Source organism: Convivina intestini, assembly GCF_003096575.1.
In the GTDB taxonomy this organism is placed as follows: Bacteria; Bacillota; Bacilli; order Lactobacillales; family Lactobacillaceae; genus Convivina; species Convivina intestini.
Genome location: NZ_QEKT01000003.1, coordinates 74,008 through 98,927, shown reverse-complemented (window position 1 = coordinate 98,927; position 24,920 = coordinate 74,008). Strand labels below are relative to the sequence as shown.

Here is a 24,920-nt window from a genome sequence, read left to right as displayed (position 1 = left end):
TTATTCTCCCTTGCGATTAAATTGTTCTAGGAAACGAACATCATTTAAATAAAACTGACGAATATCTTCCACACCATATTTCAACATGGCAAACCGATCTGGTCCCAACCCGAAGGCAAAGGCCGAATACTTTTCAGGATCAACACCATCCATTTTTAAGACGTTCGGATGGGTCATCCCAGCACCCAAAACCTCAATCCACTTAATATCTTCAGGCTTAGTATCTGGGGTCACTGGATCCCAAGAAACATCAACCTCAACGGATGGTTCGGTAAATGGGAAATAAGACGGACGTAGTCGGATTTGATGCTTTTCACCAAAGAGCTCTTGCATGATAGCCAACAAAGTTCCCTTTAAATCAGCCATGGTAATATTTTCTCCCACGACCATTCCTTCCACTTGATGGAATTGATGGGAATGGGTTGCATCATCAGTATCTCGCCGGTAAACCTTACCTGGGGCAATCATTTTCAACGGTCCCTTGGAAAAATCATGCTTCTCTAAGGCCCGGGACTGCACTGGTGAAGTTTGGGTTCGCATCAAAATTTCAGGCGTGATATAAAAAGTGTCTTGCATATCACGGGCAGGGTGATCCTTGGGGAGGTTTTCCCGCTCAAAGTTATACTCATCGGTTTCAACTTCCGGAGAGTCAGTTGGATCGTCAATCACTTGAAAGCCCATTCCTAAGAAATGTTCTTCAATTTCATCAATAATTTGTTGTAAAACGTGCGGTTGCCCCTGAATTGGCTGACTACCTGGGAGGGTTACGTCAATTTTTTCAGCAGCCAAACGTGCGTTCATTTGTTCTTGTTCAACTTCAGCTTTACGCTGAGCTAACAAATCGGTAATGGCCGTACGAACTTCGTTACCAACTTGCCCGACGGTTTTCCGGTCACTAGGATCAAGATCCTTCATCCCCTTTAACAGCGAAGTTAAGTCCCCTTTACGGCCTAAAAATTCAATCCGTAATTGTTCTAAATCGGCATTTTGCGCTTCAATTGCCGCCAATGCTTTGATTTTTAATTGCTTTAAATCATCAACTAATGTCATCGTTAACCTTTCTTTGCTTAAAATCAATAAAAAAACCTTGCTACTTCAAAAGTAACAAGGGACGAATATTAACTATACGCGGTACCACCCACATTCTGGCTTAGCCAGCAGCTCTGATAGCCTTATCGCAGCTTAACGTTGGTGGTTAAACCAAACACTCCTGACTGAAATTCATAGCACCTTAATGACGGTCTTCCACTATTCACCGCTCGCTGACATCTGGTTACTATTACTAAGTCATTCAACGCAAATTAAGTATAACAAATTCAATACTTATCGTCAGCCCTTTTCGTTAACTGGATTCAAAGCTGTTTTACCAGCCAAAACTTGTAAAATATTTTGAGCAGCTAAAGTACCGACCTCATCTAAAGCTTCTTGGGAAACTGAGGCAACATGGGGAAGAACAAAGGCATTGGGTAAACTTAACAACTCATTATCGGCTCGAATTGGTTCTTGAGCCACCACATCCAAACCAGCCGAAGAAATTTCTCCAGTTTTTAAGGCTTGAATCAAAGCCGGTTCATCCACGACTGATCCACGACCGACATTAACCAAAACAGCCGTTGATTTCATCTTTTTAAAGGCTGCTTGATCAATCAAATTTTGGGTAGCAGCTGTTCCTGGAAGAGCCGAAACGACGTAATCAGCCGTGGTAAAAATTTCATCCAAGTTGGCCATGTGCCCGTTAACAACCGGATAATCATGGCGAGCATACACTAAAACTTTGGCGTTAAAACCAGTCAACATATGAGCAATCTTTTGACCGATGTGTCCAAATCCCAAAATACCAACAGTTTTATCTGAGAGTTGAATTCCTGGATGAGCTTGAGCATAATTTTTGGCCAATGGATCAGTAATTTGAGCTTGTCGACTGGCAAAAAAGCGCCCAGCCATCAACATCAAGGTAATCGCTGTTTCCGCAACGGCCGTAGCATTGGCTCCAGGAGTATTAGTGACCACAATTCCCCGCTCACTAGCCGCTTGGACATCAACATTGTCATATCCCACCCCAAAGCGAGCAATCACCTTTAAATTAGGTAGTTGGTCCATAATTTCAGCTGTAATGGGATGCATCATTAAAATCATGGCTTCAATATCGGGATAATCAGTAAAATCACGATCTTGATGTTGGGGACTGCTGACTACTTCCAAACCAGCGTCTTGTAAAGTTTGGACGGCTACCTGTGATACGCCATCAAATACTAGTACTTTTGTCATACGATCCTCCTAGTGTGATAGTAATGTTTCTAGTTCTGTTAAACGGGCTTCAAAGAGGGCAAAAGCCTGGTCTAGGTAGGCACTACTACGCATATCAACCCCAGCGGCTTGAATCACATCCAACGGATTAGCAGAAGAACCAGCTTTTAGGTAGGTCTTATAAGCCTTCGCACCATTTTGGTTTAAGATTTTATCCGACAAAGTCGTTGCGGCTGCTTCTCCGGTTGCATACTGATAAACATAGAAATTATAGTAAAAATGCGGAATTCGTGCCCATTCATAGGCAATTTGTTCATCTGGGAAAAGATCAGGTCCGTAAAACTTTTGATTTAATTGACCATAATATTCGCTCATCACATCGGCAGTTAAGGCTTGCCCAGCAGCATCTTGTTCATGCAACCACTGTTCAAACTCAGCAAATTGAGTTTGCCGGAAAACCGTCCCCTTAAATCCATCTAGGTATTGATTTAACACATAGGCTCTAAACTTTGGATCGGTGTGGGTTTGCAACAAATAATCGGTCAATAAACTCTCGTTAGTTGTTGAGGCAATTTCCGCCAAAAAGATTGGATAATCTCCATAATGATAGGGTTGATTATGACGAGTTAGATAGGAATGGACCGAATGACCCATTTCATGCACTAGAGTATATACATTATCCAAAGTATCCTGCCAGTTTAGCAAAATATATGGATGAGTATCATAAGAACCACCTGAGTAAGCCCCACTACGCTTTCCCTTATTTTCAACCACATCAATCCACCGCTGGGCAAAGGCCTTTTTAACAATTGCTATATAATCTTCACCCAAAGGCGCTAAGGCCTTTAAAGCAATTTCTTGGGCTTCTTGATAGGTAACCTTATAGTCAATTTCCTCAACTAAAGGCACGTACAAATCATAGGGATGAACGTCGTTTAACTTTAAAACTTGCTTTCGTAATGCCACAAAACGGTGTAATAGCGGCAAATGCTCATTAACACTGCTTGTCAAAGTATCGTAGACTTCTTCAGGAATCTGGTTGGGCGTCACTGCGGCTTGACGAGCTGACTGGTAATGACGAGTCTTAGCCAAAAAATTATGCGTTTTAACATTGGCTGACAAGGTTGAAGCAAAGGTGTTTTTCAAACCAATATAAGCATCATAGAGTTGGTCGAAAGCTTCCTGTCGGACTGAACCTTGTTGCGATTGCAATAAAATTGAGTACAAACCATTGGTCAATTCAACTTCTTGACCATTTTCATCAGTAACCGTTCCAAATTCAATATCGGCGTTATCTAACGCACCAAAGGTCTGTTGCGACGCATTAAAAATATCACTGGCACCAGCTAACAAGGCTTCTTGGTCAGCTGGTAAGGTGTGCTTTTTTTGCTGGAGAATAACTGCTAAGAAGTGCTGATATGGCTTTAAAGCTGGATCAGCTAGGTACTGGTCTAGCTTTTCATTAGGAATGGCTAAAATTTCGGGTTGAATAAAGGCCGTGGCCTGACTCACCTGAGCATATAGACTTTGCACCCGGGCATTTAAGGCTGCATATTGATCATTAGTTGTATCTTGATCATATTTTTGATGCGCGTAGACAAACACCTTTTCAAATTGACGCTCTAACTTTAAATCAGCTTGAAGGGCGGTTACTAAGGCAGTCGCACTCGTGCCGACCTGGCCTTGATATTGCTGCAAAGCTTCAGCTGCCTGCCCGACAGCTTGAAAGGCCAGTTCAAACTCATCGTCACTGGCAAAAATGGAAGCTAAATCCCAAGTTAATTCTTCCGGAACTGCTTGTCTTGTAATCTGTGCCATATAAATTTACTGTACAAATATCGTACAGTTCCTCCTTTATCTTTTCCTAATTTTATCACATCCCCAGCTTAATCCAGCCAGGCTGGTAAGTGAAAAACTTGAATTTTTCCATCCGATAAACCAATATACCCACCCTTTTGTAAATCAAGCAACACTGCTTTAACTGCTGGAAAAACTTGCTCGGGTCTTAAAATAAAGTAAGGTTGCAGGCGTTTAACTAAAGAAGCTACGGTCAGGACGGTTTGATCTTGAAAGGGAACCAATAACAGCCAAATGACCAATCGAAAATGCCAATTAGGCACCTTAAGGCCAAAGGTCGTCCCTAATAAAACCCAGTCAGGCACTTGGTCCAAGCGCCGGTGTTGCTGATACAAGTAGTCAATCAGGGCAGAATCAACTCGTTTTTGGAGCATTAATTGCTGTAATTTTTGACGTTGGTAATTGGCGTTTAAGTTAATTATCGGATTGGTAAAACTCTCCTTCCCCAACCTACTGACCTTTTTTTCACAATATTTTAAACGTTGAAAATCAGCTTTTAGCCAGTTCGATTGACAGTGTAAATAGTTATTTGAGGGTAAATAAAAATATAAAACGCCCGCCTGCATAAAACGTTGAATGGTTTGAGGTCGTAAACTTTTATGATAATATGCTGGTCCTAAAATCCAATACACGCTAATATCTTGAGATTGATAACCCTGATTGCGCTCCGCCAAGCGTTTAGTCGATATTGGACTGCACTGGTATTCAATGGCAATCATCCCCTTTTGGGGATGCTGCCATAATAAATCCGGCCGTTGATCAATTGCTGTTAAAACCGGCTCTAATTGAATCTTCCCCGGTTCCTTGAATAATTGATATAGAGCTAATTTACCCGCTAAATGGGTACTGGATTCCCCCTCGCTAAAGGCTTGGTCACAGGCAGACAAATCCCGATGAGCAAAATGAGCTACCTTATACTCCCCTCGCTTTAAAATGAGGGCTTGTCGACAGGCCGGACAAAAATACGATGCCGTGGTAGCTTGAGCCTGGTGAGCGCCAATATATCGATTATGATCATCAATTGCCATCAACATAAATAAAAAACCTCCACTTCGTTTTACGAAATGGGGGTTAATTTTTAACGAACTTTCTTTTCAACCCAATTACTTAACCAGGTCAACAAGGTAATAACAATTAGATAAATGGCCGCGACAATCGCCCAAACTCTAAATCCTTGCGAATTACGAGCAACAATCAAGGTTCCAGTTTGCGTTAATTCCAAAATACCAATTGCCGAAAGAATGGACGTATCCTTCAAGGTAATGATGAATTGGTTAATAAAACTTGGCACCATAATCTTAAGTCCTTGGGGCACAATCACCTTACGCATGGCTGATCCATAAGGTAATCCCAGACTCCGAGCGGCTTCCATTTGTCCCCTATCGACAGCTTCAAAACCACCCCGTACAAAGGCCCCAGTGTAGGCTCCCTCATTTAAAATCAAGGTAATCAAACCAGCAGTAAAGGCCGGAATCTTAACGCCAATTACACCTGGTAAGCCGATGTAAATAAAGAAGGCTAGAACCATCAATGGTAATCCACGGAAAGTATAAATAATTGTCGTTGCTAAACCACGGAAAAACTTATTTTGGCTGATGCCCATAATTCCTAGAATTAAACCCCAGAGGGAAGCAAAAACAATGCCAAACACAGTTAAGACAACGGTTTCCCACAAACCCTTAGCAAAAGCACTCTTATTGGAAGTTAGAATACCCCAAACGGAATTGTTATCCTTTTTATCACCAGCAAAAGTCGATTGCTTGGCATTTAAATACTTGGCAATAATTTTATCGTAAGTACCATCCTGCTTCATTTCAGCAAAGGCCTGGTTAAAATCAGCTAATAGTTGCGCATTTTCACCCTTTTTAACGAAGAAACCACAACCACCAGCATTTCCCAAGTCATTAGGGTTCATCACCTTTAACTTCATACCATTCTTGATAGCATAAGAAATAACTGGCATATCTTCAAAGGTTGCAGCTGAGTTCCCATTAACAACATCGTTATACATGGTGTCAGTATCATTAAAATACTTGATTTTAAAACCATACTTATCTTGCAAAGACTTACCGTAAGTTGCAGCAGCAGTACCAGTTTTTAGGGCAACGGTCTTACCCTTTAAATCCTCAAGGCTTTTAACCTTACTGCCGTCTTTAACCACCCAGGCAACCCCAGATTGATAATAAGGAACCGATACGTCATAAACTTGTTTACGCTCATCAGTAATCATCATTCCGGCAATAATCCCGTCAGCCTGACCGTTAGCAACCATTTGTGCAGCCGCATTAAAACTCATTGGCTTAAGCGTGTAGGTAAAGTGCTTTCGTTTAGCAACTTCTTTTAAGATATCCATGTCGATACCAACATATTGGTTATTCTTATCTTGGAAATCAAACGGCGCGTAAGTAGCATCAGTTGAAATAATATAATTGGGCTCATCGGCCGCGGCCGTCGGCTGACTAGCAAATTGCCACAAACCCAAAACCATAGCTACTGCTGCCAGTAGCGAAATGATTCCTCTTTTTTGCATTTCTTTTCCCTCATAAAAAGGTGGCAAATTGCCACCCTTTCCCTTTATTAATTATGCCTGCATTACTTTACTTAAGAACTCCTGTAAACGAGCATTCTTAGGGGCATTGAAAATTTGTTCTGGTTCACCAGACTCTTGAATCTTACCCGATTCAAAGAAAACAACTCGGTCGGCAACTTGCTTGGCAAAGCCCATTTCATGGGTCACGATAATCATTGTCATGCCTGACTTAGCTAGGTCTTTCATAACATCCAAAACATCGCCAACCATTTCAGGATCAAGGGCTGAAGTTGGTTCATCAAAAAGCATGATATCTGGATCCATCGCCAAGGCACGAGCGATTGCCACTCGCTGCTTTTGTCCACCAGACAAAGAACCCACTGACATGTCAGCCTTGTCAGCTAAACCAACCGTTTCTAGCAATTCACGAGCACGCTTTTCGGCTTCATCCTTGCCCATCTTACCTAATTGAACCGGTGCTAGCATTACATTTTGAATAACCGTGTAGTTATTAAACAAATTAAAGTTTTGGAAAACCATACCGATATTTTCACGAACCTTATTAATATCAGTTTTCTTATCCAAAATATCGTAACCATCAACTAAAATTGTACCGCTGTCAGGCATTTCTAGTTGATTAAGCATCCGCAAGAAAGTTGACTTTCCTGAACCAGAAGGGCCAATCATAACGACCACTTCATTAGGATGAACGTCTAATGAAATATCGCGTAATACGTGGTTACTACCATATGACTTGTTGACGTCTTCAACATGCACTTTTATTTGTTTCTGTTCACTCATGCCTTTGTCCTTTTTTCTACCCAATTACTTAACCATGTTAGTAACGTTATTACTACCAAGTATATCACAGCAATAATTGCCCAGACCTTGAAGCCCTGTGAATTTCGAGAAACAATCAGGGTTCCAGTTTGCGTTAATTCCAAGATACCGATGGCCGAAAGAATCGAAGTATCCTTCAAGGTGATAATAAACTGATTAATGAAGCTTGGCACCATAATTTTGATACCCTGTGGCATGATTACCTTACGCATGGCAACCCCGTAGGATAGCCCCAAACTACGAGCGGCTTCCATCTGTCCCCGCTCAACTGCTTCAAAGCCACCCCGAACAAAGGCTCCAGTATAGGCCCCTTCGTTTAAGATCAAGGTGATAACCCCAGCTACGAAGGCCGGAATCTTAAAGCCAATGGCAGTTGGCAAACCGATATAGATGAAGAAGGCCAAAACCATCATTGGTAAACCACGGAAGATATAAATAATCGTTGTGGCGGTACCACGCACCAACTTATTTTGGCTAATTCCCATAATACCAAGGATAATTCCCCAAATTGATGCTAGGAAAATTCCCATAACCGTTAGTAAGATGGTTTCAAACAAACCATCAAGAAAGGCCTTTTTATTTGAAGTTAAGATACCCCAAACTGTAGTACTATTAGCCTTATTTCCCGTAAAGGTGCTAGCCGAAGCATCTAGGTACTTGTTGACGATTTTGTCGTATGTACCATCTTTTTTAATTTCCGCAAAACCTTCATTGAAGGATGCTAATAACTTAGCGTTGCCACCCTTTTTAACTGCAAAGCCGTACTCACCGGCTTCAAAGGGATCCTTAGGATTCATGACTTTTAATTGGGTACCGTTTTTAATACTGTATTGCAAAACCGGTAAATCACCAAAAGTAGCCACCGAATTACCATTGATAACATCTCGGTAGAGGGTTTCAGAATCGTTGAAGTAAGTCACTTTAAAGCCGTACTTCTTTTGAACTGATAGGGCGTAATTAGCACCCGAAGTACCCGTCTTAATCGCTACGGTTTTACCACGCAAATCATCCAAGGACTTAACCTTAGAATCCTTACTTACCGCCCAAGCAATTCCAGACTTATAGTAAGGAGTACTAAAATCAAACACTTGACGACGCTCATCAGTAATTGACATTCCAGCAATGACCCCATCGGCCTGGTCAGAAGTTACTGACTGAGTCGCCGCATTAAAGCTCATTGGCTTAAGCGTGTAAGTGAACCCCTCGCGCTTAGCGATTTCTTTTAGGATATCTTGATCAATACCAACATATTGATTATTTTTATCCTGGAAATCAAAAGGCGGATAAGTTGCATCAGTTGTGATGACGTAGTTTGGCGTCGTATCAGCTGTAGCTGTCAAATCCTGGCCAACCATTACCAAACCAGCCATAAACGTTGTTATTAATAATAGTATTCTCTTCATAATATCCTAATTCTATCAAAAAAAAATGATTGGTCCCATAGCAATGTTAACTTTACTTACATTTAATCTAAATGATCAGATAGCCGGGCTAAACTTTCAGCAAAAATAGCTTGGGCGCGGCTGATATTATCGATGACCACATACTCATCCGCCTGGTGGCTGGTCATCTCTACATCTGGGAATTGTCCCCCAAAGGCAACGCTCCGATTAAACAAGCGAGCATAAGAACCACCGTTAGAAATATTATAACTAGGTTTTGTATTCGTTTGGTCGGCATAAACCTGTTCTAAAGTAGTCACAATTTCATCATCTAAATCGACTAGGTGGGGATGACTAATAAAATTATGATGGAGGTAAACTTTGGCATTCAACCCCCGCAAATGTCGTTGAACTTGGGTCATCATGGCCACTTTAGTGATACCTTCGGGATAGCGGAAATTAATATGAACCTCGCTGGGCTTTTTATCAGTAAAGTGCATTTGCCCTACATTCATCACCAAATCACCCATAATATCATTTTGGAAGCGTAGTCCGAGCTTGTCAGCATAGGGACTTTGGTGGTTTTGTTGGCCAATAAATTGTAAGAAGGCTTGCGCCTGCCCTTCAAATGGATATGAACTCAAAAAATTAGCTAGATAGGTTCCGGCATTTTGACCCAATTGCGGATAAGCACCATGGGCAGCAACCCCGTTTAACAACAAGTGCAAGGTCTGGTCATTGTCACTAGTGGTAGCTTCTCCACTTAAATCAGGATGGTTAGCCAAATAGTCCTCATAAGCGCGTAACATGATTTGCGTCTGATCTTGTGGTAAATGAATCAGTGCTTCCGCCCGGCCAGGAACCACATTGTCACGGTTACCCGCATCAAATTTAGTCAAAGTCCATGGCCCTTGATTATTAGCAGTAAAATCAATCGATAAGGTCAAAAAGCCCATCTCACCAGGAACGACTGGAAAAGCCCCATCTGGTGAAAAACTTACGGTTGGCTCAGGATTATCCACTAGATAATTGTCCATATCGCGCCAGTTACTCTCTTCATCACTCCCAATAATTAGTTCAATCCGGCGCTTGGGTTGAAATTGATTATCTCGTAACTGTTTAATAGCAAAGTAAGACGCCATTAAATCCGACTTCATGTCGTGAGTTCCCCGACCATAAAGGCGACCATCAACTATCTTGGGTTCAAAGGGCTGGGTAATCGTCCAATCGCTGCCACCCGGAACAACATCAGTATGGGCCAAAACCCCAACCGTTTGCGTAGCATCTTGGGGACCAAAAGAAATCACCGTCACCATATTTTTGGCCGTTCGTCGAACCTTGAAGCCATCCTGACGAGCCATGTTTTCTAAATAACTCAAAGCTTCTGACACACCAGCGCCTAGTGGTTGGTCGACATTAGCGGTTTGAGCATCGTATACGGAAGGAATGGCAATCAGTGCTTCCAGTCGTTTTAATAATTCTGCTTGGTATGTTTGGGCTTGTTTTAGCCATTGATTAGATTGATCTGCCATAATCTGATTCCCTTTCGCGTGGTTACTTGTTTTATTCTAGCATTATTCATTTTTTAATAATAAACAAATTAGTATTTTTTCATAAAAATCGCTTCATTACCTTATAAAATTCCTTTTTTATCCCATGCTATAATACTGACATGACTAGATTTATCACGCAAACAATTGAACCCTGGATGCCCTTGGGCGCCTTAAAGGCTAAAGGTGACTATGCCAAGATCGCCCAGTCAGCCGGCTGGCAAGTATTACCCATAGAGCGCTATAACGATCAACGTTTTGACGACCAAACTCGCCAAGAAAAAATCAATCAGTGGTTACAAAGGACTCAGCCAGGCGATACCGTCCTGCATCAGTTTCCAACCTACATGAGTGCTAGCTTTGAGCAAAGTTGGTTGGCCAGTTTAAAGGCCCGCCAACTAAGTAGTGTCCTATTAATTCATGATATCGAACCACTCCGACTCCATAAAGCCGACCCCTGGGAATTTGATTTATTAAAGGGCTATGATTTAATTATTACCCATTCCTCAGCCATGATAACAAGCTTAAAAGAACATGGGGTCACGGGGCCTTTTGTAGTACAGCCCTTCTTTGATTATTTAAGTGAATCGACAGCGCTAGCCCAGTATAGCCACACGGTTAATTTTGCCGGCACCTTTCAAAAATCCCCCTGGCTACAAGAATATAATGACTACCCGATTGAAGTTTTTGGTCATCAGCCTAAAAAATGGCAGGACTTGAGTTTACCAGAATCAATTCATCTACGCGGTAACTATGACCCAGACCAGTTAGCACAAGAGCTTAATAATGGCTTTGGGATACTCTGGGATGACGATTTTGATGACCGATATTATCGCCAATATACTCGCATTAATGCCCCGCACAAAGCCAGCCTCTACCTTAGTGCTGGCCTGCCACTAATCGCCTGGAAAAAAAGTGCAATTGGAAAGATTATTGCAGAAAATCAGATTGGTTTGACCATTAATCGTTTAGAAGAACTGCCACAGGTTCAAAATATTTCAGCCCAACAATATGAAAGCTGGCAAGCTAATCTAAGCCCCCTCCGAGAAAAAATTAACCGGGGTGGGTTTACTTTGGCAACTCTAGCACAAATTAAAAAGCAACTCGACTGAGTTGCTTTTTAATTTGGTTATATATGACCCTCATTTTTAATTCAATTGCACAATAAATGACGGTACTCTTTCTCGTAATTTAGCATCAGTTGGCTTTGTTCCGTATACTAACTGTACTTTACTATTTTCAGGCACTTCAGCATATAGATTAGCCGTCAGACTACTATCTACTGGGACTTCCCCTTCTTCTGCTAAGGCATTTGGTAGCTCTTGATCAGTCAGAAACGATACATTTTGGTCATTAGCTTGTAAGTGAAAAACGTCTCTGGTGTAGGGTAAGATTCCTTTTCCCGTTCCAAAATCTTTTTTAGTAAGATTCTTAATTGTTAACGAAATCGTTAATAATTTATTGCCCGGTTGAGCTACTCGATTACCAATGTTTTGAGTAAAATCAGCACTATTAACCCGATAATTATCGGTATCAATCGTCACATCTTGCCCAATTTTTAAAGGCTTGGCATCTGCTTTAAAATTCGCATGACTAAGCGCTATCTGATGAGCATGATGAAAACCTAATTGAACACATAGCGTAATGACAATGGCCAAGATAGATAAAAAACAAGTTAAATGTACTCGCCCTTTATTCCTATCCTGTTTCATTAATATTAGTATCATTCCCAGGAGCAGTCCTACTACTGCCAGTATTAGCCCAAATAAATTTACAAAAGGGACCCACGCTAGTAACCAGCCAAGGACCGAACAGGCAAGTGCAACAATGACAAGAACTTGATTTTCTTGTCCTTTATTTTCATTCATTTATTTCTCCTCTATAGAATCGTACAAAGTCCACGCAGTAATAGGAAGGTCACAGCGACAATGATGGTTGACCAGGTCCGATTAATATTTTTTACTGAAAGAACTATTAGTAATAACCACCAAGATATTCCAAATATAATTGTTGAAATTACCCCAATGCCCAAGTTAGCTAATAGACCCAAACTCTTAACGACCAAAAAAGCTAAAAAGTACCAATAAAAGTTCAGTAAATATACCCAGATTCTCCGACTAAGCGCTACTTGGCGAATTTGTAAAAAGGATTGCATCTGTAATAAACCTTGTAGCGGTAACATAACGGTTAAATAATCAAACCAGAAATAAAGTACTGACGACATCAGTAAATAGATATCATGCCCATTAAACATGTATAAAACCTGAGCATGCTGTAAGGCTGTCATTTTAGTTTCCTGCAACGGCAGCGTGAAAAAAACGAAAATAGCAGCTAAAAAATAAATCCAAACGCCTAGCTTAGTCTTCACTCCTCAACACTCCATCTTTTAGTCGATACTTAAAGTCATATTTAAGCCCCGCCTGAAAATCATGTGAAGCAATAACAACCAACTTATTATCGCTCCTCAACTGGTTCACTAACTGAACAAAGTGGGCCAAAGATTCTTGGTCAAGCCCTCGAGTTGGCTCGTCCAATAAAATAATATTTTGTTCTTCCATAATGGCCTGAATAATACCTAATTTTTGACGCATACCTAGCGAATATTTGGCAACGGAACGATTACTATTAGGATTTAAGCCAAAATCAGTCATTAATTGTTTAACTTTATTTTCATCGTAACGTTTATTTAGTTGTGCTAAAAATTTCAAATTGGTTAAACCCGATTCAAACTCTAAAAAACCAGGATTTTCAATTAAAGCCCCTATGACAGAATCTTCCGTCATTTGTACTTGACCAGCATCAGGCTTGATGATTTTAGCGATTATCTTAAAAATAGTCGACTTACCCGAACCATTTTCTCCACTAATATGAATCACTTGGCCTAACTGAACATCAAATGATGCATCCTCAAGAACTACTTTATGATTAAAACTTTTTTGTAAATGCGCTACTTTTAACATAATATCTCCAGTTTTTATTTTGGTATGAATTATCAAATTACCGGTTAAGATTAAATGCTTTCCATAGTGGATCATAGGTTTGGCTATACTGAATAAGTAAAAAATTCATTTCAATAACATAGTGATAAAAAAGATTAACGACCAAAACCCCCAGTAAAATCAATCCTGGATATGGGGCAGTATAGGTAGTAATCAGCAATAATCCTAAAAACCAAACCAAAACCATTCGGAGAACTAACATTAATATTCCTATAATGACAGGCCCTTTGCTAAAAATTGGATGACCCGTCAATAGATAGGAGCCATCAAATAAAATGAAATAACCAATAACCTCCATGGTCATAAGTTTTAATAAATTTTTTTGAATTACTTCATCTTTACCTCGGATTGCTACCAAAAAGCGAATCTTACGAAAAGAAACCACCTGCCAGGCAATCAAACATAGCAACAGGGTCTGAGTTAATAAAACTGGACCATGCCAGTGAATTGCCGCAAAAATAATATCTTCTTTGGCCGGTAAGACACGGTAATTTTGAATTGAAAGAAGACTTAGCACAATCACCAATAAGGCCGTAATCCATGAAGGTTTTAATAGCTTCATTTCTTTAAACATTAAACTGATTGCTCCTTTTGTTTCTTCCATAAATACATCGATAGCATAGCCAGGCCAAGATAAATGGCAACAGAATAAGGAAAATAGGAAACAGTGTGGTCAAGCGGAATCACTCGATATGTCACTGTACCCGGCACTAATAAGGTCGACAACTGGAAAGTGTAAAATAATCCCGCTAAAAAACCATTAAGTACCTGAGCCATCAGAGCTGGAACCATAAAAAGAACAACCCCCACAAGACTACCGGCCCCAATGGCTAGTGGTGTCTTCTTAATCCAGAGATTAATCGAAAACACAAAAATGGCATAAACACCCCAACCCAGTGCGGATAAGGTGCAAAATTGAACGGTTGACCATAGATTCCCATCATCAAAAAAAGCAATCGTATCGGCGATATATGATTGTATCGGTGTTACACTCAATGGCCGAATAAACAATGTTAACGTAATTAGATGGTAAAAGAACATCACCAATGCTAATCCAGCTCCTGTACAAAAAGAGGCAATCAGACCTTTTTTCAAAAAACGACGATAACCAATTCGTGAAATCAAACTATAAAACATTGCATTATTTTTCATATACACAAAGAGAAAACTACCACAAATTGTTAAAACGCATAACATAACGATGCTATATACCGGACTAGTTTGTCCAAGTTGTAAGAGGTAAAAAGTATTTGATGTAGTAATGGGATTGTTACCTGTTAAGTTGGCATCCTGACACTCCATCAGTGTAACTATCATCATAAAGGCTAGTAATCCGTTAATTATCATAAAAGTTACTATTGATAATTTTTTTGTCATAGAAATTCCTCCCTTAATGAAAAATACGGCCAATGACCGTATTTTTCAAAAACAATATTACATCCAATCAGCACTAAAATGCATTCTTGTATTAGTGGCATTATTTTCCCAACCACTGGAACGAATATCATTCCAATAATAATGTCTATAATAAGCACTACTATCAGCATGGGTTGTTTGATCTACCGCAACACCTACTCGCGTGCTCATACCAGTACCATTACTATTTACCAAACGAGAAGAGTACCCCAACCAAGCTGGTAATGAGTCCCCATTAAATGATGCATAATCATCTGCTGTCTGTTTCAAATTGGCTACTCCATCTGAACTCCAACGTCCAAAAGCACCAACACTTTGACCAGTAATTGTCCAATAACCAGATGCTGAAGCAAATACTGTTCCAGATAATGACAAAGCCATTACCGCACCTGTTCCCAAAATTACTTTCCCTAGAAAACTTTTTCTTGCCATTCAATTCTCCCTATTCGAAACACGTTGTTTCTTTTAATATTTTTATTGCAAAGCAACCATTTGATAGTATCATATTGATATCCTCTTAACAAAGGTACAAATTTTACCATTCATAAAAAATTAAAAATATTTAATTTAATCACTAGCCTCGTATTCAAATTAAATATATTAATAAACAACCATCCATAAAGTGCTATAAATCCCCTATTTCATAAGGTTTATAATCAATAAGGTCGCTCAGCCAAGAAACTAAATTTAAAAGTTGATGAATATTAAATTTTGTGAAAAAATTATGATTCCGTATGATTTAATTTTATTTATTTCTAATAAATTCTCTTTATTTTTAATAATAAAAATATTATTCCTATGAACCCCTATAAATTAGACGCAAATGAAAAGGACGAAAGCCAATCATGGCTTTCGTCCTTTTACCTTAATAAATTTTTCCTAATCCCTGCTACTGCATTAACCAGCAGTACCAAAAATCTTACCAACATTGGCCTGAACTTTAGCTAGGTAAGTTTGTTGGTCTTCTTCGGACTGACTAAACTTAACTTCATCAATGGTTTGCTGGTCAACGTCCAAAGCATTAGCCATCATAGCGGTTGCTTCAGCATACTTTTGATAGTTATTAGCCAAAGACTTGTTGACTCCTAACCAACGAACTGGTGCCTTTAGGTCAGCTAACTTGGTGGCGTTTTCTTGATAAATCGTCACAACATCATCAAATTCCGCCTTAATTTCAGCAAAATCAACTGCTGACATTTCGGCTAGTTGGTTGGCTTGACGAGCATCGTCTAACTTCACAAAGTAAGGTGACACATGGTTGGCAGCATCTTGGGTAGTCGACAAGATTTCTTGTAGGGCTTGAATGTAATGTTGAATTTGTTTGGGGTTAAATTTAGGCACGATATTTTATCCTTTATTAAATAGTGAACGTTGAATCCATTTTACCAGTTCAACAATTAAAATGATACTCATCCCCGCTAGGATGACCACCGCCCACTGATAGGCATCCAGATGGGAAACGTGGAAAATCGGATTTAGCGGTTCAATCAAAACTACAGCAGCCATCGCTAAGACTGAAAATAGCAAAGACCAGTTGAAGAATTTATTTTGGAAGGCATGACTGCCTAAGAGTGATCCATAGACGGATTTCACGTTAATAGCATTAAACATCTGCATCAAGCCCAGGGTCATAAAGGCCATCGTTAAGGCATCGGCATGAATCAATTGGCTACCACTATGATCTGGGAAAGCTAGCGCAAAGCCATAGACGCCTAAGACAATTGCCGCCTGTAAGAGTCCCTGCCAAATAATCGCTGGCCCCACTCCACCAGACAAGAAGCTAGCTTGGCGGCCTCGAGGTTTACGCTGCATGATACCTGGCTGGGCTGGCTCAACACCCAAAGCAATCGCTGGCAAGGTATCAGTTACTAAGTTAATCCACAAAATCATGACCGGCGCTAAGATATGCCAGCCTAAGAGGGTCATCACAAAGATGGCAACTACTTCGGCTAAGTTGGAAGCCAGCAAATACTGCAAGGCTTTTTGAATGTTGGAAAAGACCTTACGCCCTTCTTCAACGGCATTCACGATGGTCGCAAAATTATCATCGGCCAAGACCATATCGGCCGCGCCCTTAGAAACTTCGGTACCAGTAATACCCATAGCAATCCCAATATCAGCCGTTTTGAGGGCGGGGGCATCGTTGACACCATCGCCAGTCATGGCCACAACCTTGCCTCGTTTTTGCCAAGCTTTAACAATTTTAACCTTGTGTTCTGGTGCAACTCGGGCATAAACATTATATTTAGTAACTTGATCATCAAATTCCTGATCAGACATCGCATCTAAATCAGAGCCAGAAATAACGGCTTGATCAAGGTCTTTCGCATCTAAAATACCTAAACGCATGGCAATCGCAGCCGCTGTGTCACGATGATCTCCCGTAATCATAACTGGCCGAATACCAGCCGTTTTGGCGGCTTCAACAGCTTGGGCAACTTCGGGTCGTTCGGGATCAATCATCCCCACAAAGCCGATGAAAACTAAGTCATGTTCAACAGTGTCTGAAGTCATCTGCTGGGGTTCTTCTGGTAAAATTTGATAAGCAAAAGCCAGTACTCGTAGAGCCTGACGGGCCATGTCAGAGTTAAGCGCTAAAAGCTTTTCACGCATAGTTTCATCTAGGGGCTCGATATGTCCATTGATTTCAATTTGGCTGGCGCGCGCCAACAGCTCATCGGGTGCTCCCTTAGTGGTTACCAAATATCCTTCCGGTGCTGGATGAACAGTCGACATTAATTTTCGTTCGGAATCAAAAGGAATTTCATTAAGACGGGGCATTTCCGCAAATAAGCGGTCCAAATCACGTTGATGATTTTCATTAAAGGTAATTAAGGCCGTTTCGGTGGGGTCTCCAATCAGACCATCGTCGGTCCGTTTCGTATCATTATTAAGGGCCATAATATCGGCTAAACGTTGGGCCGATCCACTCAAATTGGCCGTATTAGCGGCATCTTCAATTTTTCCATCAATGACAATCTTTTCCACTGTCATTTTGTTTTGAGTTAAAGTACCGGTTTTATCTGAACCAATAATATCAGTCGAACCCAGGGTTTCAACTGCCGGTAATTTACGAACCAAAGCATGACGGGCAGCCATCCGAGTTGTTCCCAAGGCTAAGGTAATCGTGACAATCGCTGGTAAGCCTTCTGGAATAGCTGCTACTGCCAGAGAAATCGACGTCAACAACATGTCTACTAGGGATTCTTGCCCCCGAATCATGCCGACCACAAAGGTCAAGGCAGCAATCGCTAAAATCAAGTAGGTCAAAACGCGGCCCAGTTGCTTCAAGTTTTCCTGTAGGGGTGTTTTGGTTTCATCGGTGGTCTCTAAGGCTCCAGCAATATGACCGACTTCCGTCCCCATACCAGTTGCAATCACAACTCCCACACCACGACCATAGGTCACATTGGTATTCATAAAGGCTAAGTTAGTTCGATCCCCTAAGGGTAAATCGTCTTGGTCTAATTGAATAGCCACTTTATCAACCGGCACTGATTCACCGGTTAAAGCCGATTCTTCAATTTGTAAAGAAGCTGATTCTAACAAACGTAAATCAGCTGGCACTACATCCCCAGCCTCTAGTCGAACAATATCACCTACGACTAAGTCAGTTGAAGAAATTTCGGTATCCCGGCCAGCACGAATCACATTAGCTTTAGGTGTTGACATCTCTTTTAAAGCGTTAATCGCCCCTTCAGCCTTGGCTTCTTGAAAGACACCAAAGATAGCATTAATCACGACAATCGCCAGGATAAAAATCGCATCGGTCAATTCACCCGTAAAAGCGGCAATCAAAGCGGCTACCAATAAAATAATAATCATCAAGTCTTTGAATTGATCAATAAACTTTTGCCACAAAGTCGTTGATTTAGCAGCATTTAATTGATTAGGTCCGTTTGTATCTAACCGTTGCTGAGCCACTTGGGTCGATAAACCAGTCTGTTGATTACTATCCAGATTCTTGAGAATCTCAGTTGCACTTTGATTGTAAAATGGTTTTTCCATTCAGTCCTTCTCCTTTATTTTTACCGGTGAGTCCCTGCAGAAAAGCAAAAAGACCCATACCGGCGTCAAAAAAACACCCATATGAGTCTCACTGTTTAATGCCAAACCGGCGCCAAGCGCGATATAAAACATTGCTGTTTTGCTTTGACGATTTGGCCACGAATATTTCGTCAGTTACTCCCTCAGAAATTTACTATAACTTTATTCTATCAGATTGTTCGCCAATAAGACAATTATTTTTGTTGGGCTTGATACTGACGCCATAAATCACTGGTATAAGAATTCTCCTGCGGACGAGTCTTCACGAAATACCACAGCTGAGCCGCCAAACGCAAATTTTTTTCAACTGGCAAACTACTGTCAGCAAAAAAATCATGAACAAAATTATTCCATTGATAGCTAGCCTCATCTTCATCATTTAGGCTACCAAAACGCTTGCCTTCATAAATATCCATTAAATCAGAAACACAAATACTTGCATCCTGATTCTTTTGAGCTAAACGACGCAAGGTCGCCATTTGTTTAGTGAAATGAAAATTATCCACCTGATAATAATTAGTAAAGTAATCTCGTACCACTTGATTGAAGGAAAAGCCCGAATTAATCAGCGGCATTTCTGGTGAAATTTGGTCTACGGTTAGTTCTGCTTTATGGCTGGAGGTAATTTGATTGATTTCCTGTCTACCATCGGATTCAATGCGGGCTAAAAGTTGTGCTTTAGTCCCACTAGTAGGCCAACCATATTGGCGACAAATAGTCTGTAAATCAGTTTTATAATAATATTGATTCTCTTTTAAAATTGTCATTTACTAACCCTCAAACAGATATTATTAACTTTATTCTATAACTATTCTAAAAAATAATTTGACAATTTTAATAAATGTGATTAAGATGTACCTACATGTAACAAACAAGTTGAGCAGAAAAGTAACTAACCAACAAAAATCAGAAAGTCACCGGTTGATGAGAGATGACATGCGGGCGTTAGTGAAAATGATCTGTGATTGGCATGTGCGAATCGGTTTACCGTTTAGCATATGACGGATTGGCCCTCGTTACCCGGCACACCATTCGGCTAGGATCATCTCCCGATGCCCGATGGTTAGTGAGCAGTTGTTTGAGTAATCAGGCAGCGAAATCTCAGAATGGTAACGCGTAAATCGCTTCTGTATATCCTACAGGAGCGATTTTTTTGTTACCTAAGTTGTTTACTATTGAGGAGAAAAGAATATGAGCAAGAAATCTAAAATCATTACCAGTTTAGTAGTTATCTGTATCGCTATTGCCGGCTACTTCAGTTTTTTCAACCATCCCCAAGATGTTAATAAAACCGTCAAAATCGGGGTCATGGCCGGTGATCAAAGTGAAGATGAAATTTGGGACAGCGCCATCAAAACGGCCAAAGAAAAGTACGGCATTACTCTAAAAACAGTTAAGTTTAATGACTACTCTCAGCCTAACAAGGCATTGGCCAATCACGATATTGATTTAAACGCCTTCCAAAACTATCCTTTCTTGGAAAATTGGAATAAAGCTAACAAGTCTGACATCGTTTCCATCGGGGACACTTGGACCACACCTCTGCGCCTTTACTCTAGTAATTATAAGAACATCAATGATTTTAATAATGGTGATCAGATTGCCGTTGCCAACGATGTGACCAATGAAAATCGTGGCCTACACTTATTAGCCGAAGCCGGTTTGATTAAGTTAAAGGATACCAACAAGGCAACTACTCAAGATATTACCGAAAATCCTAAGAACTTGAAGATTACGGCCGTTGATGCCTCACAAACGGCTAAGTCATTGAAAGATCCCAAATTCGCCGGAGCAGTTATTAATACCAATTTCGCCAAGTCAGCTAAAATTGATTTCAACTCAGCCATTTACGTCGAAGGTTTGAATAAAAATACGACCCAGTTCTTCAATTTCATCGCTGCTAATAAAAAGGATGAAAACAACCAAACTTATAAAAATGTCGTTAAGTCCATTCAAACGGCCAAAACCAAGGAATTAGTCGAAAAGAACTACCATGGTGCCGAAGTAACCGTGTGGGATTATAAGAAGTAAATTGTAGTTTACGATTAAAGTAGCAGAAAGGTTCCTATGCCAACTATTCAAGATAAATACCTCCATTTATTAAAAGACTTAGTGGCCATTCCTTCGGTTTCCGCCCAGCGTCGCCACCTACCTGAAACTGCCCAATTAATTGCTCGGGCTTTTATTGAACTAGGTGGTCAAGTTGCAGTTGATAATACCTACTTCGCACCATTAGTGATTGCCCAATTTCACAGTCCTAAACCGGATGCGAAAACTTTATTGATTTATAACCATTATGATGTCCAACCGGCGGAACCACTAGATTTATGGGAAAGTGACCCTTGGCAGTTACGCCAAGCGGGTGATTTTCTCTTTGGCCGGGGCGTTAATGATGATAAGGGTAACCTAACCGCACGAATAACCGCTTTAGCCCAATACTTGGATGAATTCGATGTTCTCCCAGTTAATATAACTTTTATCGTTGAAGGTGCCGAAGAATCCGCTTCCTTACATTTAGATGATTATTTAGCTAAACATCCTGACTTACAGGCTGATTTAACCATTTGGGAATCGGGCAATAAAAATAGTCAGGGTCAGCTAGAAATTATTGGCGGTAATAAAGGCATTGTTACGTTTAATATCAGCAGTCAAACTGGTCAAGATGATCTCCATTCCTCCTGGGCCGGCATCATCAATTCAGCCACCTGGCGGTTGATTGCTGGGCTAAATTGCCTACGTGCTCAAACCGGACAGATTCAAATTCCAAACTTTAATCAAACTGCCCAAAAACCCAATCAACGTGAACTTGACTTAGTGAATCAAATTCCTTTCAATCGTCAGGAATTAGCCCAAAGTTTAGGCTTGGATGCTGGGCAATTAACTCAACTTTCTGATCAAGAATTAAAATACCGGCTCTATTTTGAACCAACTCTCAATATAGAAGGTTTTGCCAGTGGCTACCAAGGTCCCGGCGTTAAAACAATTCTACCCCACCAAGCTAGCGCCAAACTCGATGTTCGCTTAGTTCCAGGAATGACACCTCAAGTTGTCTTAGATCAAATCCGAACCCAGCTTAATCAAGCCGGCTTTACAGATTTAATTATCGAAGAAACCTTAAGCCAACTCGGTTATCGTAGTGATATGTCTAATGAAAATATTTTAAAGGTCATTGACCAGGCGCAAAATATTTATCCAACTCCCCCAGTGATTATGCCAACTTCAGCAGGAACTGGTCCGATGGCTTATGTCCATGATGCCATTCCAGCGCCGATTGTCGGTTTTGGTGTTGGTAATAGTCAATCCCGTGATCACGCGCCCAACGAAAATATTCGCCTAACTGATTATCAAGAACATATTCAATTAATGAAAGCGCTCATCGCTAGTTACCAATAACATGAAAGGAAAGTGCCCGCCGGCACATTTTATACTATGACTGAATCAATCATTTCTTTAAAAAATATTAATGTCACCTTCCGGCAAAAAAACAAAACCATCCAAGCCGTTCAAAATGTCTCCTTGGAGGTTGAACCCGGTGATATTTACGGGGTTGTCGGTTATTCTGGTGCTGGTAAATCAACCCTGGTTCGGACGGTTAATTTACTCCAAGTCCCTACTAGTGGCCAGGTAGTCGTTCAAAACAGTACTTTTTTTGACGGTCAAGATAATCAAAACCACGCCAAAATTATTAATAGTAATCAATTACGGCAAAAGCGTCGTAAAATTGGCATGATTTTCCAACATTTTAATCTGCTAAATGAGCGGACTGTCGCTGAAAACGTAGCCTTTGCTTTGGAACACGCCAAGTTATCAGATACCCAAAAGGCCGATAAGGTTGATGAACTCTTAAAGTTGGTCGAACTCAGCGACCGCTCACAACAATATCCTTCCCAACTTTCGGGTGGACAAAAACAACGGGTCGCCATTGCCCGGGCACTAGCCAATGATCCTGAAATTTTAATTTCCGATGAAGCTACTTCAGCCCTAGATCCTAAAACGACTAATCAAATTTTAGGTCTTTTAAAAAAATTAAACCAAGAATACGGTTTAACCATTCTCCTAATTACCCACGAAATGCAGGCCGTTAAGGAGATTGCCAATAAGGTTGCCGTTATGCAAAATGGGCAAATCATTGAGCGAGGCTCCCTACTAGATATCTTTGCCAATCCCCAAGAGCAATTAACCAAGGAATTTATCGAAACTGCCACTAACTTAGATCAGGCAATTGCCACGGTCAGCCAGCAAGCGCTGGTTCAAAACCTACAAGCAAACCAAATTTTTGCCCGACTAACCTACACTGGTAGTAATACAAACGAACCTTTAATCGCTGGATTATATCGACAGTACCAAATTATCGCCAATATTCTATATGGCGATATTGAAATTTTACAAGGAACCGAAGTTGGCTCCCTGCTAGTTATTTTAACTGGTGAGCAGGACAAATTAACCGCTGGTGTCGCTCAGTTAGCGCAGGCTGGGGTTAACGTAGAAATATTGAAAGGATCACATGCCCTATGAGTAATTGGATTTCACAAACCTTCCCCAATGTAATCTATCAAGGCTGGACTGGTGATACCGGTTGGTGGACCGCCATTGTTCAAACCATTTATATGACCTTTTGGTCAGCAATTTTTGGTGGTATTTTAGGCCTAATCTTTGGTATCGGTCTAATTGTAACTGCCCCTGATGGCATTACTCCTAACCGAACACTATACTGGATTTTGGATAAAGTTGTTTCCATTTTCCGAGCTGTCCCCTTTATTATTTTATTGGCTTTCATTGCACCAGTTACTAAAGCCATTGTCGGTACCCAGATTGGTACCGCGGCTGCCTTAGTACCACTATCCTTGGGGGTATTTCCCTTCTATGCCCGTCAAATTCAAGTTGCCCTTAGTGAAGTTGATCATGGTATTGTCGAAGCCGCTCAATCAATTGGGGCCACTTTTACTGACATTGTCTTTGGGGTTTATTTCCGTGAAGGTCGTTCAGAAATTATCCGAGTTTCGACCGTGACTTTAATTAGTCTGATTGGTTTGACTGCCATGGCCGGTGCCATTGGGGCTGGTGGTTTAGGAAACATGGCGATTTCCTACGGCTATAACCGCTTTGCAACCGATACAACCGTGGTAGCAACGCTATTAGTTCTAATCTTTGTGCTGATCGTCCAACTGGTTGGTGACTGGTTAGCCAAACGCTTAAATCATAAATAAAAAAAAGGCTGTGCATAAGCACAGCCTTTTTTATCGACTTAATTTAAATTCAAAACGCTCCCCAACGTAGTAGGAACGGACATATTCGAAAGGAACATCATTTTGATCATAAGAAACTTGACGGACGGATAAAATTGGATCGCCACGTTTAATTTGCAAGAAATCAGCCAAACGCTCAGTGGCCAAGCTAGCTGTCACTGTTTGGTCAGCATGTCCGGGTTGAATGCCCGCTTGAATTAAAGTGGCATACAATGATTCCGTCAAATCAGAACGGGTGAAATTATTGACTAACTTTACCGGTAAAGTAGTTTGCTCTAACAAGATGGGTGTGTCATCTCCCAAGCGCAAACGCTCCATTACCAGAACCTCATCCCCAGGATCTAGTTGCAAATGTTCAACCTCTGAAGCAGAGGCCATGGTGATTTTATAGCTCACCGTTACAGTTTGCGCGACGCGACCACTTTTAGCCATTAAATCAGTAAAACTAGTGACCCCTAGTACCCGCTCTGATATTTTTTTCTCAGCGACATAGGTACCAGAACCAACTTTTCGCTCCAAAATCCCTTCATCCACTAAGGTTTGAATGGCCTGACGCAAAGTCATTCGGGAAACATTAAATGATTCTGCTAAGTCCCTTTCAGCAGGTAAGCGTTGATTTTTTTGCCACTCGCCGGCAGTAATTCTAGCCAAAATTTCGTTGTGTATTTCAATATATCTTGGTAAAGACATAATCCTATCCCTCACAATTTAACTACTCTCTCAAAGTAGTCGTTACTTATTACACAATCCATTATAATTGGTCTAGTCTGCTTTGGCAAATAAGGACAGTTTGCCTAATTTCTAAA

Annotated in this window: 23 protein-coding genes; 5 read left to right on the top strand and 18 right to left on the bottom strand. The window is 40.7% G+C overall.

Features of this window, described 5'->3' with window-relative positions; translation table 11 throughout:
- The 8 genes from pheS to pepV form a co-directional block, all read right to left on the bottom strand.
- Complete coding sequence (pheS, locus tag C7384_RS03930) at window positions 1-1,050, bottom strand: phenylalanine--tRNA ligase subunit alpha (protein WP_089938435.1); 1,050 nt, start codon at window positions 1,048-1,050, stop codon at window positions 1-3.
- Between the two features lie 279 nt (window positions 1,051-1,329).
- Window positions 1,330-2,268, bottom strand: a complete 939-nt coding sequence (locus C7384_RS03925) for a phosphoglycerate dehydrogenase (RefSeq protein ID WP_089938436.1) — start codon at window positions 2,266-2,268, stop codon at window positions 1,330-1,332.
- A gap of 9 nt (window positions 2,269-2,277) precedes the next feature.
- A complete protein-coding gene (gene pepF / locus C7384_RS03920) occupies window positions 2,278-4,065 on the bottom strand; it encodes an oligoendopeptidase F (protein WP_089938438.1) in 1,788 nt (595 codons plus the stop codon).
- Between the two features lie 68 nt (window positions 4,066-4,133).
- Window positions 4,134-5,138: a competence protein CoiA gene (locus tag C7384_RS03915; protein ID WP_089938440.1), complete on the bottom strand. Its 1,005-nt coding sequence runs from the start codon at window positions 5,136-5,138 to the stop codon at window positions 4,134-4,136.
- Between the two features lie 44 nt (window positions 5,139-5,182).
- Window positions 5,183-6,634: an ABC transporter substrate-binding protein/permease gene (locus tag C7384_RS03910; protein WP_089938442.1), complete on the bottom strand. Its 1,452-nt coding sequence runs from the start codon at window positions 6,632-6,634 to the stop codon at window positions 5,183-5,185.
- A gap of 51 nt (window positions 6,635-6,685) precedes the next feature.
- On the bottom strand, window positions 6,686-7,435 hold the full coding sequence (locus C7384_RS03905) for an amino acid ABC transporter ATP-binding protein (RefSeq protein WP_089938444.1): 750 nt from the start codon (window positions 7,433-7,435) through the stop codon (window positions 6,686-6,688).
- The gene (locus C7384_RS03900; protein WP_243400711.1) at window positions 7,432-8,844 is read right to left on the bottom strand and encodes an ABC transporter substrate-binding protein/permease; all 1,413 of its coding nucleotides are present in this window, start codon (window positions 8,842-8,844) and stop codon (window positions 7,432-7,434) included. The genes C7384_RS03905 and C7384_RS03900 overlap by 4 nt, the downstream gene beginning before the upstream one ends.
- A gap of 95 nt (window positions 8,845-8,939) precedes the next feature.
- Window positions 8,940-10,388 (bottom strand): dipeptidase PepV, encoded by a 1,449-nt coding sequence (gene pepV, locus C7384_RS03895; RefSeq protein WP_089938447.1) that lies wholly within the window; start codon window positions 10,386-10,388, stop codon window positions 8,940-8,942.
- Window positions 10,389-10,528: 140 nt separating this feature from the next.
- On the opposite strand from pepV, the gene C7384_RS03890 reads away from it, so the two are divergent.
- Window positions 10,529-11,518 carry a sugar transferase gene (locus tag C7384_RS03890; protein WP_089938449.1) on the top strand — a complete coding sequence of 330 codons (990 nt, stop codon included), beginning with the start codon at window positions 10,529-10,531 and terminating at the stop codon, window positions 11,516-11,518.
- Between the two features lie 36 nt (window positions 11,519-11,554).
- Here the strand turns inward: C7384_RS03890 and C7384_RS03885 are convergent, their stop codons facing one another.
- The 9 genes from C7384_RS03885 to C7384_RS03845 form a co-directional block, all read right to left on the bottom strand.
- A complete protein-coding gene (locus tag C7384_RS03885) occupies window positions 11,555-12,274 on the bottom strand; it encodes a DUF4352 domain-containing protein (protein ID WP_089938451.1) in 720 nt (239 codons plus the stop codon).
- Window positions 12,275-12,285: 11 nt separating this feature from the next.
- On the bottom strand, window positions 12,286-12,693 hold the full coding sequence (locus tag C7384_RS03880; protein WP_133240780.1) for a hypothetical protein: 408 nt from the start codon (window positions 12,691-12,693) through the stop codon (window positions 12,286-12,288).
- Between the two features lie 70 nt (window positions 12,694-12,763).
- A complete protein-coding gene (locus tag C7384_RS03875; RefSeq protein ID WP_089938455.1) occupies window positions 12,764-13,366 on the bottom strand; it encodes an ATP-binding cassette domain-containing protein in 603 nt (200 codons plus the stop codon).
- A gap of 37 nt (window positions 13,367-13,403) precedes the next feature.
- The gene (locus C7384_RS03870) at window positions 13,404-13,979 is read right to left on the bottom strand and encodes a hypothetical protein (RefSeq protein ID WP_089938457.1); all 576 of its coding nucleotides are present in this window, start codon (window positions 13,977-13,979) and stop codon (window positions 13,404-13,406) included.
- Window positions 13,979-14,782, bottom strand: a complete 804-nt coding sequence (locus tag C7384_RS03865) for a hypothetical protein (protein ID WP_089938459.1) — start codon at window positions 14,780-14,782, stop codon at window positions 13,979-13,981. The genes C7384_RS03870 and C7384_RS03865 overlap by 1 nt, the downstream gene beginning before the upstream one ends.
- Window positions 14,783-14,839: 57 nt before the next feature.
- Window positions 14,840-15,253, bottom strand: a complete 414-nt coding sequence (locus C7384_RS03860; protein WP_089938461.1) for a hypothetical protein — start codon at window positions 15,251-15,253, stop codon at window positions 14,840-14,842.
- A gap of 465 nt (window positions 15,254-15,718) precedes the next feature.
- Complete coding sequence (locus C7384_RS03855; RefSeq protein ID WP_089938463.1) at window positions 15,719-16,162, bottom strand: chemotaxis protein; 444 nt, start codon at window positions 16,160-16,162, stop codon at window positions 15,719-15,721.
- 6 nt (window positions 16,163-16,168) lie between these two features.
- The gene (locus C7384_RS03850; protein WP_089938465.1) at window positions 16,169-18,829 is read right to left on the bottom strand and encodes a calcium-translocating P-type ATPase, PMCA-type; all 2,661 of its coding nucleotides are present in this window, start codon (window positions 18,827-18,829) and stop codon (window positions 16,169-16,171) included.
- Between the two features lie 233 nt (window positions 18,830-19,062).
- On the bottom strand, window positions 19,063-19,635 hold the full coding sequence (locus C7384_RS03845; RefSeq protein WP_089938467.1) for an SAP domain-containing protein: 573 nt from the start codon (window positions 19,633-19,635) through the stop codon (window positions 19,063-19,065).
- Between the two features lie 424 nt (window positions 19,636-20,059).
- On the opposite strand from C7384_RS03845, the gene C7384_RS03840 reads away from it, so the two are divergent.
- From C7384_RS03840 to C7384_RS03825, 4 genes are read left to right on the top strand one after another with little or no spacing between them, the layout of a single operon-like run.
- Window positions 20,060-20,899: a MetQ/NlpA family ABC transporter substrate-binding protein gene (locus tag C7384_RS03840; protein ID WP_089938468.1), complete on the top strand. Its 840-nt coding sequence runs from the start codon at window positions 20,060-20,062 to the stop codon at window positions 20,897-20,899.
- A gap of 36 nt (window positions 20,900-20,935) precedes the next feature.
- Complete coding sequence (locus C7384_RS03835) at window positions 20,936-22,261, top strand: M20/M25/M40 family metallo-hydrolase (RefSeq protein ID WP_089938470.1); 1,326 nt, start codon at window positions 20,936-20,938, stop codon at window positions 22,259-22,261.
- Between the two features lie 36 nt (window positions 22,262-22,297).
- The gene (locus C7384_RS03830; protein ID WP_089938473.1) at window positions 22,298-23,383 is read left to right on the top strand and encodes a methionine ABC transporter ATP-binding protein; all 1,086 of its coding nucleotides are present in this window, start codon (window positions 22,298-22,300) and stop codon (window positions 23,381-23,383) included.
- The gene (locus tag C7384_RS03825) at window positions 23,380-24,075 is read left to right on the top strand and encodes a methionine ABC transporter permease (protein WP_089938475.1); all 696 of its coding nucleotides are present in this window, start codon (window positions 23,380-23,382) and stop codon (window positions 24,073-24,075) included. The genes C7384_RS03830 and C7384_RS03825 overlap by 4 nt, the downstream gene beginning before the upstream one ends.
- 30 nt (window positions 24,076-24,105) lie before the next feature.
- Here the strand turns inward: C7384_RS03825 and C7384_RS03820 are convergent, their stop codons facing one another.
- Entirely contained in the window at window positions 24,106-24,804 is a 699-nt protein-coding gene (locus C7384_RS03820; RefSeq protein ID WP_089938477.1) for a GntR family transcriptional regulator, read from the bottom strand.
- Window positions 24,805-24,920: the final 116 nt, after the last annotated feature.

Excerpts from the sequence above, each read along its gene's own strand:
- pheS (WP_089938435.1), bottom strand. The coding sequence starts at position 1,050 with ATGACATTAGTTGATGATTTAAAGCAATTAAAAATCAAAGCATTGGCG.
- C7384_RS03925 (WP_089938436.1), bottom strand. The coding sequence starts at position 2,268 with ATGACAAAAGTACTAGTATTTGATGGCGTATCACAGGTAGCCGTCCAA.
- pepF (WP_089938438.1), bottom strand. The coding sequence starts at position 4,065 with ATGGCACAGATTACAAGACAAGCAGTTCCGGAAGAATTAACTTGGGAT.
- C7384_RS03915 (WP_089938440.1), bottom strand. The coding sequence starts at position 5,138 with ATGTTGATGGCAATTGATGATCATAATCGATATATTGGCGCTCACCAG.
- C7384_RS03910 (WP_089938442.1), bottom strand. The coding sequence starts at position 6,634 with ATGCAAAAAAGAGGAATCATTTCGCTACTGGCAGCAGTAGCTATGGTT.
- C7384_RS03905 (WP_089938444.1), bottom strand. The coding sequence starts at position 7,435 with ATGAGTGAACAGAAACAAATAAAAGTGCATGTTGAAGACGTCAACAAG.
- C7384_RS03900 (WP_243400711.1), bottom strand. The coding sequence starts at position 8,844 with ATGGCTGGTTTGGTAATGGTTGGCCAGGATTTGACAGCTACAGCTGAT.
- pepV (WP_089938447.1), bottom strand. The coding sequence starts at position 10,388 with ATGGCAGATCAATCTAATCAATGGCTAAAACAAGCCCAAACATACCAA.
- C7384_RS03890 (WP_089938449.1), top strand. The coding sequence starts at position 10,529 with ATGACTAGATTTATCACGCAAACAATTGAACCCTGGATGCCCTTGGGC.
- C7384_RS03885 (WP_089938451.1), bottom strand. The coding sequence starts at position 12,274 with ATGAATGAAAATAAAGGACAAGAAAATCAAGTTCTTGTCATTGTTGCA.
- C7384_RS03880 (WP_133240780.1), bottom strand. The coding sequence starts at position 12,693 with ATGACAGCCTTACAGCATGCTCAGGTTTTATACATGTTTAATGGGCAT.
- C7384_RS03875 (WP_089938455.1), bottom strand. The coding sequence starts at position 13,366 with ATGTTAAAAGTAGCGCATTTACAAAAAAGTTTTAATCATAAAGTAGTT.
- C7384_RS03870 (WP_089938457.1), bottom strand. The coding sequence starts at position 13,979 with ATGTTTAAAGAAATGAAGCTATTAAAACCTTCATGGATTACGGCCTTA.
- C7384_RS03865 (WP_089938459.1), bottom strand. The coding sequence starts at position 14,782 with ATGACAAAAAAATTATCAATAGTAACTTTTATGATAATTAACGGATTA.
- C7384_RS03860 (WP_089938461.1), bottom strand. The coding sequence starts at position 15,253 with ATGGCAAGAAAAAGTTTTCTAGGGAAAGTAATTTTGGGAACAGGTGCG.
- C7384_RS03850 (WP_089938465.1), bottom strand. The coding sequence starts at position 18,829 with ATGGAAAAACCATTTTACAATCAAAGTGCAACTGAGATTCTCAAGAAT.
- C7384_RS03845 (WP_089938467.1), bottom strand. The coding sequence starts at position 19,635 with ATGACAATTTTAAAAGAGAATCAATATTATTATAAAACTGATTTACAG.
- C7384_RS03840 (WP_089938468.1), top strand. The coding sequence starts at position 20,060 with ATGAGCAAGAAATCTAAAATCATTACCAGTTTAGTAGTTATCTGTATC.
- C7384_RS03835 (WP_089938470.1), top strand. The coding sequence starts at position 20,936 with ATGCCAACTATTCAAGATAAATACCTCCATTTATTAAAAGACTTAGTG.
- C7384_RS03830 (WP_089938473.1), top strand. The coding sequence starts at position 22,298 with ATGACTGAATCAATCATTTCTTTAAAAAATATTAATGTCACCTTCCGG.
- C7384_RS03825 (WP_089938475.1), top strand. The coding sequence starts at position 23,380 with ATGAGTAATTGGATTTCACAAACCTTCCCCAATGTAATCTATCAAGGC.
- C7384_RS03820 (WP_089938477.1), bottom strand. The coding sequence starts at position 24,804 with ATGTCTTTACCAAGATATATTGAAATACACAACGAAATTTTGGCTAGA.